8 protein-coding genes are annotated in these 8,836 nt (G+C 54.2%); 5 read left to right on the plus strand and 3 right to left on the minus strand.

Annotated elements, in window-relative coordinates:
* Positions 1-128 precede the first annotated feature (128 nt).
* Positions 129-1,502: a YfjI family protein gene (locus K5E40_RS29020; RefSeq protein WP_260456125.1), complete on the minus strand. Its 1,374-nt coding sequence runs from the start codon at positions 1,500-1,502 to the stop codon at positions 129-131.
* Between the two features lie 743 nt (positions 1,503-2,245).
* Between K5E40_RS29020 and K5E40_RS29025 the strand changes: the two genes are divergently transcribed.
* From K5E40_RS29025 to radC, 5 genes are all read left to right on the plus strand, one after another.
* Positions 2,246-2,575: a hypothetical protein gene (locus tag K5E40_RS29025; protein ID WP_221733670.1), complete on the plus strand. Its 330-nt coding sequence runs from the start codon at positions 2,246-2,248 to the stop codon at positions 2,573-2,575.
* 71 nt (positions 2,576-2,646) lie between these two features.
* Complete coding sequence (locus K5E40_RS29030) at positions 2,647-3,615, plus strand: DUF932 domain-containing protein (protein ID WP_221733671.1); 969 nt, start codon at positions 2,647-2,649, stop codon at positions 3,613-3,615.
* A gap of 79 nt (positions 3,616-3,694) precedes the next feature.
* Positions 3,695-4,699 (plus strand): YqaJ viral recombinase family protein, encoded by a 1,005-nt coding sequence (locus K5E40_RS29035; RefSeq protein ID WP_221733672.1) that lies wholly within the window; start codon positions 3,695-3,697, stop codon positions 4,697-4,699.
* 77 nt (positions 4,700-4,776) lie between these two features.
* Positions 4,777-5,697, plus strand: a complete 921-nt coding sequence (locus tag K5E40_RS29040) for a hydrolase or metal-binding protein (protein ID WP_221733673.1) — start codon at positions 4,777-4,779, stop codon at positions 5,695-5,697.
* A gap of 48 nt (positions 5,698-5,745) precedes the next feature.
* Positions 5,746-6,243, plus strand: a complete 498-nt coding sequence (radC, locus tag K5E40_RS29045) for a RadC family protein (RefSeq protein ID WP_221733674.1) — start codon at positions 5,746-5,748, stop codon at positions 6,241-6,243.
* 100 nt (positions 6,244-6,343) lie between these two features.
* Here the strand turns inward: radC and K5E40_RS29050 are convergent, their stop codons facing one another.
* On the minus strand, positions 6,344-7,000 hold the full coding sequence (locus K5E40_RS29050) for an inovirus Gp2 family protein (protein WP_221733675.1): 657 nt from the start codon (positions 6,998-7,000) through the stop codon (positions 6,344-6,346).
* 1,740 nt (positions 7,001-8,740) lie between these two features.
* Positions 8,741-8,836 (minus strand): transposase domain-containing protein (locus tag K5E40_RS29055; RefSeq protein ID WP_221733679.1); only part of this gene is annotated, 96 nt, incomplete at its 5' end.

Raw genomic sequence — 8,836 nt, forward strand, 5'->3', positions numbered from 1 at the left:
CCGCGACTAACCGCCTTTACGCTCACTGCTCCACAAATGTCCCGCTCTTGCGGGCTTTTTCAGACAGATCGGTCAGGTAGCTGAGGATAGGGGCGTTGTACCGGCTACGAGCGATGACTAAATGAGCTTTAAATTAATGAAAGTAGAATCAAGCCAATACATTCAGTTTTACCCTGCTGAAAAGAATAAATCCGCCCTTGCTGACGAAGCACCTCTAAGGCCCTGTCTAGGCGGCCGTTGCGCCTAAGCTTATTGGGTCCGCTCTGTCGTACGTGGTTTTTTGGGATATTTATACGACCGGTCATTTCCCTTTGCAGCCAACTGTAGAGTTCATTTGCATCAACTTCTTCTTGTGGCGGCGGCATAAAAAGCTTCATAAACTCGTCCGAGTAGTAGAAGCACAGGCTAATTGCGGCGTTAACGGTGCTGAGTGAAATATCGCCCTCGAAACCTTCAAAGCAATGAAATAAAGCAGCCACTCGCGCGATATTGTCCGCAAGCTTTGAAGCATGGTCCCCAGCTCCCGCAAAGCGCCCATTTGGCCGGATTTCTACTTCAATCGCATTGAAAATGCTCAACCATCGCTCACTGGCTTCGGGGGAGAAATTTATCACGCCTTTTTCTCGGCCAGGGTCCTTCAGCAAGGCCATATTGGGCTGAAGTAGCTCGACTAGACGCGCTGCGAATTTATCGCAATGGTCCGACGACATGGTCCCATTTTCGATGAAACGAGAGCCCTGAGTTGACCAAGGCTGGCAGACCAAAAACCTTGCCCATAACCCGGAGCCTCGAGACTGTTCGCCACGCTGCTCCATGTAGTTCTGGAAGGCGCTCTCTTGCGCCATGATCGAAACCGTCAGACGTGCATCCGCGAGCACGTAACTCTCGATCGATACACGATCTACGGTGATGGAGTCCCCGCTCCAGAGGGCATTCTGTTTTGACAGGTCATTCAAGGCGCGTCCATTTAAAACCCCACCGCCCTCACTGGAAATCAATCCTGCGGTCGGTAAGTCTTGATGCAACCCACGAAAGAGGGCTTCAGAAGTCGCATCCTCATAGAGAAGCTTGAATTGTTTGGGTTTGGTAGGCTTTATGCTTTCCAGCGCCTTGAACCTCCGATCTTCATCGTCTGAGGGTTCTTCTTGAATGGCTTTTTTGTGGATCGACTTGAGGATGGCTTTCTTCTTGGTTTCCCAAATGTGTAGCTCGGTTTTCCACTCGTTCAAAGCCGTTTGATAAATTAGGTTTTGCTGCTTCTGAACGGTACGGATAGCACCAAGAAAGACGTTCTCCACGGTGGATTTACGCTCACCTGAGTTCGCAATCGTCAGCAGCATGAGTGAAAGCGGCACGCGTTGCCCATTCGGTTTACGCACATCAACTAAGCCCTGTACGGCAACAGCAATCGCTGCCAGCGCCGTGGAGAAAATCAGCGGCCGAGGGGCTTTGATGTTGTTCTGGGCCTCATCCACGGCAGCGCTCAACAGGGGCAGTGGCATGACATGCGGAACCCCCCCCCGCAGTGGTAGAGCCGCATAATTCTGGGGTTGCTGCCAAGGTATAGGCTGATTGAAAAATTGGCTCATTGCGCAGCACTCACGGCGAATACTTCGGCAATCGTGCTCGTACCCCACCGACGATGGTGTTCAGTACCGTTGATTTCTGAGGCCTCCCCCAGGCATTGGCAAGCTTGCCCAGGCCTCAAATACCGTTCCTTCACGACGGGCTTACCGCTGTGGTCGTTGTTCATCGTCCTACCTTGTTGTTGAGTTCCGACGCTGCCTGACTACTCTGATAGCCCATTGGCAATGGTTGTCAAAACGTCATTGTGGGTACGCCTATCGATGGTCACAGTCCCCCTCGTCATCTCCATCCTGTGACATAACCGTACTGGCGAGGACGGGGCATTGCAGGTTATTCCTCGACTAAAATCAATAAATTATTGTATGTAAACCTGCTATTCCCGCTACTAATAGCGGAAATAGCAGGTTTATTTTGTGCATGCATATGTGTTTTTTGAGTAATTCATGGCGCCTCCCCACAAACCTAGAACTCGAGTCGAGCTCAGCTGTCGCCAAAATTTTTGGCATATTTAAATCTCGACCCCTTCTGCTTGAAATCGTATTCAAAAAAAATTCAGACCTATATCACTCCTGTGAACGCCCCACAGTATCGACTGGTATCGGGGATTTGGCGTGCCAGCTTTTGGCTCTGCACGCTCATCATTTGAGAGGATCTGAATATGTATACCCCGTGCCCAAGCTGTAACTCTGGACGCGTCGTCACGAAAAATATCGGTAAACAAACGGGTGGATTAATTGGTGCGGCGGGCGGTGTGGCCAGCGGTGCCGCCGGCGCCCTGTCAGGTGCAGAAACCGGCGCAGTGCTGGGAGTAGTCGGCGGGCCGGTGGGCATAGCTATCGGCAGCATCGCCGGGGCGATTTTGGGTGGTCTGTTCGGTGGGGTCGCGGGTGGCATTGCCGGGGCCACGCTGGGCGAACAGATCGATGAAAAAATCCTTCACAACTATCAGTGCCTGGCGTGTGGCTACAGCTTCAGCGTCAACCGTTAAGTCGTTGTGAACAGGCGTCGTTGGTTAATGAAACGACGCTCTTTTCCATTCATTCGCAAGGAATCATTCCCATGGCTCATCTCGTTGAACAAATGGCTTACGTCGGTGCTACGCCCTGGCATGGTCTGGGCAGTCGCCTATCCCCTAAACAACCGCTCGAAATCTGGCAGCGCGAAGCGGGCATGGACTGGAAAATCCAGGACAGCCCCGTGCATTTCAAATCCGAGAGCATCGGCCCCCTAGGCTCTATTCACTCTTTCCCTGAACAAAAGGTGCTGTATCGCTCCGACACCAAGGCCCCGTTGTCGGTGGTCTCTCAGCGCTACCAAGTTGTGCAACCGCGTGAAGTGCTGGAGTTCTACCGGGATCTGACTGAGGTCTCGGGCTACGAGCTGGAAACCGCTGGAGTGCTCAAAGGCGGTCGCAAGTTCTGGGCCCTGGCCCGTACTGGGCAAGGTACGGCGCTGAAGGGCAATGACCAGGTGAATGGCTATCTGCTGCTGGCCACCTCCTGTGACGGCACCCTGGCCACCACCGCCACCCCGACCACGGTACGGGTGGTCTGCAATAACACGCTGACCATCGCCCTGGACGGCACCTCCCGCGCGATCAAGGTGCCGCACAACACCCGCTTCGATCCGCAGGCGGTGAAAAAGCAGTTGGGTATTGCTGTCTCGCAATGGGACGAGTTCATGTACCGAATGAAAAATCTGGCGGAACGCAAGGTGCAGTGGCATGAAGCAATGGGCTTTTTCATGAACGTTCTGTGTGACGTAACCCCCCATAGCAAACTGCCCGAAGTACTGCCGAACGAGCGCGCACTGCGCAAGGTTCAAAGCCTGTACGAAGGCGAAGGCCGCGGCGCCACGCTGGAATCGGCCCAAGGAACTGTGTGGGGCTTGCTCAATGCCGTGACCGAGTACGTTGATCACGAGCGACGGGCCCGAAGTACTGAATACCGAATGGACTCGGCCTGGTTTGGCCAAGGTGCGGTCATCAAACAACGCGCCCTGCAGGCCGCACTGGGACTCGCTGCCTAGTTCCATTCACCTACTCAACTATTAAAGCGCTTGGTCAGCTTCTGTTGGTCGGGCGTTTTTTATGCCGCACAGGAACATCATGAGCACGCAGACACTGCAAAACCCCAGCAGCAAACCCCGTCCTGCCTTACGCCTGGTGGGCACCAAACAACTGCCCCGTGAGGAGTGGCTGGCCGTACGTAAACAAGGCCTCGGTAGTTCGGATGCCGCCGCGGCCGTCGGACTTAATCCATATAAATCCCAGTTGGAGCTGTGGCTGGAGAAAACCGGGCGTGACACCTCACTGCCCAAACTCGATCCACAGGATGAAGACAGCCCAGCTTACTGGGGCAACATTCTGGAGCCTATCGTGGCTGCGCATTACAGCCGGCGTAGCGGTCATCGGGTGCGGCGGATCAATGCCGTGCTGCAACATCCGGAACCGCAGCTGAAATGGATGCTGGCCAACATCGACCGTGAAGTGATCGGCGCGCCAGAGGTGCAGATCCTCGAATGCAAGACCGCTGGTATCAACGGGGCTCGCTTCTGGAAAGAAGGTGTACCGGAGTATGTACAGTTGCAGGTCATGCATCAGCTGGCCGTCACCGGCAAGCAGGCGGCGGATGTGGCGGTACTGCTCGGTGGCCAGCACTTGGAGGTCCATCGCATCGAACGGGACGAATCGATGATTGCGCGGCTGATCGACCTGGAGCGGTTGTTCTGGGATTACGTGGTCAGTGACACCCCACCACCGGCCGATGGCACGGCCTCAGCAGAAGCGGCATTGCGCTGTCTCTACCCCGAGGATAACGGGCAGACCCTGGACTTCAGCCAACACACGGAGTTGGCCAGCACCTACCTGGAGCTCAAGGCTGTTCGCCAGCGCATTGCCCAGCAGGAGACGCGTGAGGCGCGGCTCAAGCAGGCCCTGCAACAGGCCATGGGTGAAGCCAGCCGTGCAGAGTTTGCGGAAGGCTATATCAGCTGGAAAAAGTCCAAGGACAGCATTGGTCTGGATGTCGAACAGATGCTCAAGGACAAACCCTACCTGCAGGCCCGTTACCCCAAGATCAAAACAGGCAGTCGCCGCTTCCTGATCGGCTGAATCATCCCCCTCACCCACGCCACCCGGACTGTTTAGGTCCCGGTGGCTTTTTTATTTCCAGATTAAGGAGAATCGCCATGCTCAGAGGTTTAGCCATTACCCCACCGGTACTCGGGCGTATTTCCATCGGCAAGGTCGTCGAGAAAAACGGCAAACGTCTGCCGGAGAAAGATGACCAGTTCACCATTACTTCGCAGGTCCAGAGCCGCGACGGCTGGCTGCGGCATCCACTCAATGAGGAGCTGCGTAATGGCCAGGACGGCAAGCTGCGCAGTATTCCGATCAGGCTGCTGTTCAACGAGCCAGACCTCAACTTTCGGGCGGACTACAGCCTGTTCGACCGTAACAGCGGCCGGCCGCTGTGTGTCGGTAATGGTGAGACTTGCAAGCGTTTGACCAAGGACGGCATACAGTCGTTGCCCTGTCCTTCACCGGATGGCTGTTCACTGGCTCAAGGCAATGCCTGCAAGCCTTACGGCCGACTGAACGTGGTAATTGGCGATGACGATCCGCTGGGCAGCTTTGTCTTCCGTACCACCGGCTTTAACAGCATCCGCACCCTGGCGGCACGTCTGCACTACTTCAGCGCAATCTCCGGTAATCGCCTGGCCTGTCTGCCGCTGGAGCTGCGTCTGCGGGGTAAGTCCACTCGGCAGAGCCACGGCACACCGATCTTCTACGTCGATATCACGGTACGCAGTGGACTGAGCCTAGAAGACGCTTTACTGGAAGCCAAGCAACTGGAGGAAACCCGGCAAGCTGCTGGCTTTGATCAGAACGCCTTGGATCATGCGGCCCGGCAGGGCTTTAACCATGGGGCCTTTGAAGACAGTGAGGAGGACACCGGGGCCATCGTCGAGGAGTTCTTTCCCGCCATTGAAGATCAGCCCAGCCCTGTAGAACCCAAAGCCCAACTGGCAGCGCCTACCAAACCCTCACTGGCCCAAAAGTTGGATTCCCAGGCCACGCGGCACAACGGCAAGCCCAACGTCCAGTAACCGCGCTCCTCCCCTCTAGTTCTCCCGAATTCGCACAGGAATATCCGCATGAAATATCACAAGCTCATAGCCAGTGAAACCACCGGTACCTATGTCATGGAATCACCAGTCACCGAAGCTGACATCCTGCAGATGGCGCAACAACTGGCGATGAGTCGTCTGTCCAAAGGCCGGGCACTGACTGAGCCGAAGCAGGTTTTTAGCCACCTGCAAACACTGCTGCAATACCACGAGCACGAAGTCTTTGCGCTACTACTGCTCGACAGCAAACATCGAGTAATTGCCTTCAGGGAGCTATTCAAAGGCACGCTGGATGGTGCCAGCGTGTACCCGCGAGAAGTGGTCAAGATTGCGTTGGAGCTCAATGCTGCAGCGGTAATTCTGGTACATAACCATCCATCCGGCGATCCTGAACCCAGCCAAGCCGATCGCACGCTAACCCTGGCGCTCAAAAACGCCCTCAGCATGATTGGCACCCAGACGCTGGATCACATCGTTGTAGGTCATGAAGGCTGCGTATCGCTGGCTCAACGAGGTTACCTTTAATTCCTATGTTCACACCGTCCGATAGATTGCCCTTGGCATTGCCAGGGTGGTCATCGGCACGGTGCCCTTTTATTTTTTTGTCGTGATTCAGCGTTTGTACTTAGCTTCGGCTGCAGCCGAAGCCATGGCTGCCATCCACAAAGACCTTGGTAGCCGACTTGCAGAGATAACTGGTTCGGTAGAAGAACTCTGCCTGTCCAGCCAGGTCGTCACGATGTAAGTGATAGTAGGGATTCGGCGGGATTTCGACCAAGCCGCTGATAGCCTCTACAGATAGGCCCAAGGCGCTGGCCCATGCCTCCACTAGACGGTTGAACATGTTGTCCCTGCCAAGCTCAAACTTACCCAGCGCGCTGAAGGCATCATAGTTCAACAGGATAACCAAATGGTGGTGCGGCTTGCCATGCTGGCCGTGCTCTCGCGCCCAGACGTTTCGGACCTTGCTGTCGTGGGCATAGGGATTCAATTGGCGAGCCATGTTGCGGTTATGTCGGATCTTGGCCTTAAAGGATTCGATGAAACGCTCAATGACCTGATTCGTGTACGCGTAGTCAGGTAGCTGAATCCCTACAGGCAGTCGTAGATCGACTCGGAAGGCAAACACTCGCGGGTATTGAGCAAGAGCACACTGCATCGTCTGTTGGAGACGATTCAGGTACTGCTGAATGAAAGGGCCTTTGTCCTCTTGAACAGGCCAGCTCTGGAAGGTGCTGCCGCTGTGAAGGATCAGGTTGGTGTTGTCAGGGTGACGGATCATGTAGGTACTCCAGTGCTTAGGTTCATACCTTCAGCATGGGTAGTACTTATTTACCGACGGTCCTGCGCTGCTTCCTTGCAGTCAGGCCTCAATGGGCCTGATTCATTATTGGGGCTTACTGGATGGATCTGTAACCCTAAGTAGATGAGATAGCTATAGAGGCATACTACCAATACCGAAAATAGATCCCCTGGTTGACAGAGATAAATCCGCGTAATTAGGGACATAACCTAGGCGAAGATTAGGAGTTCATTAGTCTGGAAAAAAAGTATCAGGATGAAAAAAGTCCGGTACTTTTTGAATTGTGAGCTCAATACTAAACCCCACGCATTTTCGAGACACACAGAAACCCGACTCTCGCCTTGGTTTCCTGTTTCTATAGGTCACAATTGCGCGGCCCTGCGCGGTCGTATTTGTGCGTCTAGGACTTCTAATTAGTCGGTTTTTGCAATAGGCGAGTTAGGGTTTCACCTGTCCGAGAGTTATGAAACGTCTTCTCACTAAGTCTGTTGGCATAGCCGTTACCCATGACACGATAAGATTTCACTCCGTCCTCCCACTCCGTTATGCCATTTGAGATTCGGCCGGTCTGCTGTGTTTCTTCGATGATTGTATAAATTTTTCCTAGATCGCTTTGAACCTCAAACCGATCAGTTTCCAGTGTACGTTTAACCTTCATTACAAGTCCTTGCCCGAATATCAAACGTGGCAAGATACCTCAAGATGTTCTCCTTTGAGAGCGTTTTTATGGGCGGTTGGCCGCTAAGTGGGGGTTGATCAGAAACTACCGGAAAATAGGAGGAGTCGTATTTGCTAACCCTCTGTCTATGTTGGAGGAAGCTCCAAGATGGCCTTCGGGATGGGGGCACCACGGCGGCGCCTGCACTGAACGCCGTCAGACTGCCGTCCTTGTGCCTGAAATAGCTCGAATAAAGATGCTAATGGAGATGGTGCATGCGTGCGACGTTGTTGGCTATCGGGATGAGCTGAAACGTCGACGCCACGAGTCTGTTCAAATCGTTGGTCAGTGGCTTACCCGGGTGGTCACGGAATACTTCAATTACCACGCGGTGCCGGGAAACCTGTTACGGTTTGATGGTTTTCGAGTTGCGGTCTGCCGCTTATGGCGGCAAGCCCGTCAGACGACGTAGAGCCAGAGGAACTGGCTTCAGTTGTCGCTATATGGACGCCTAGCAGGCTTCTATATGCCAGGGCCCAGTACCGCTCATCCTTGCCCAGAGGACTTCGCGTCACGAACCTAAGGCAGGAGCCGTATGCGGTAGTTCCGCACATACGGATCTGTGCGGAGAGCAGGTGAACTGCCATCCCTGCCGCGACCAGAGCGGGGAGTTTTTAGGTCAGGAGCCGCGGCACCATTAGTGCCATAAAAACTGACAATGGTCCGCAAGAGTCCTGAGCCAGGACACAGTATTTTGGTGGTCGCTCGGCGTAACGGTTTAATGCCAAACCAGCTGTGCCTGTAGCACAAACTTACCAAGGTCCTGAATACGAAGCTGGCTGATTTTTAGTGATATTTTACGTATCGACTATTCTTTGAGCAGGGCTTTATCATTCTGGAACCCAGCTGCCCGCTGCGATCGCTCCAGTCGTAGAGGGTTGCGACCCAAATATAGGTGCCGCCAAGCAGACGTGCGATGAGCTCGGGTTCTTTTTAATCACACCGATGGAATATCTCGAGATGACGGATCGTAAGCGTCTGCCCAACTCACGTTGCGTAAGTCAGACAGATACCCACTGATGCGGCAGCAGTTGGTCGATCTCACTCGCCCGTTGCGTCGGCAACCGCGTCAGCACATCTTTGAGATAGGCATACGG

Source organism: Pseudomonas baetica, from assembly GCF_019733355.1.
Taxonomy (GTDB): domain Bacteria; phylum Pseudomonadota; class Gammaproteobacteria; order Pseudomonadales; family Pseudomonadaceae; genus Aquipseudomonas; species Aquipseudomonas baetica_A.

What these genes read in the sequence shown, in the direction of transcription:
- K5E40_RS29025 (WP_221733670.1), top strand. Translation starts at nt 2,246, where the DNA reads ATGTATACCCCGTGCCCAAGCTGTAACTCTGGACGCGTCGTCACGAAA.
- K5E40_RS29030 (WP_221733671.1), top strand. Translation starts at nt 2,647, where the DNA reads ATGGCTCATCTCGTTGAACAAATGGCTTACGTCGGTGCTACGCCCTGG.
- K5E40_RS29040 (WP_221733673.1), top strand. Translation starts at nt 4,777, where the DNA reads ATGCTCAGAGGTTTAGCCATTACCCCACCGGTACTCGGGCGTATTTCC.
- radC (WP_221733674.1), top strand. Translation starts at nt 5,746, where the DNA reads ATGAAATATCACAAGCTCATAGCCAGTGAAACCACCGGTACCTATGTC.
- K5E40_RS29020 (WP_260456125.1), bottom strand. Translation starts at nt 1,502, where the DNA reads ATGCCACTGCCCCTGTTGAGCGCTGCCGTGGATGAGGCCCAGAACAAC.
- K5E40_RS29050 (WP_221733675.1), bottom strand. Translation starts at nt 7,000, where the DNA reads ATGATCCGTCACCCTGACAACACCAACCTGATCCTTCACAGCGGCAGC.
- K5E40_RS29035 (WP_221733672.1), top strand. Translation starts at nt 3,695, where the DNA reads ATGAGCACGCAGACACTGCAAAACCCCAGCAGCAAACCCCGTCCTGCC.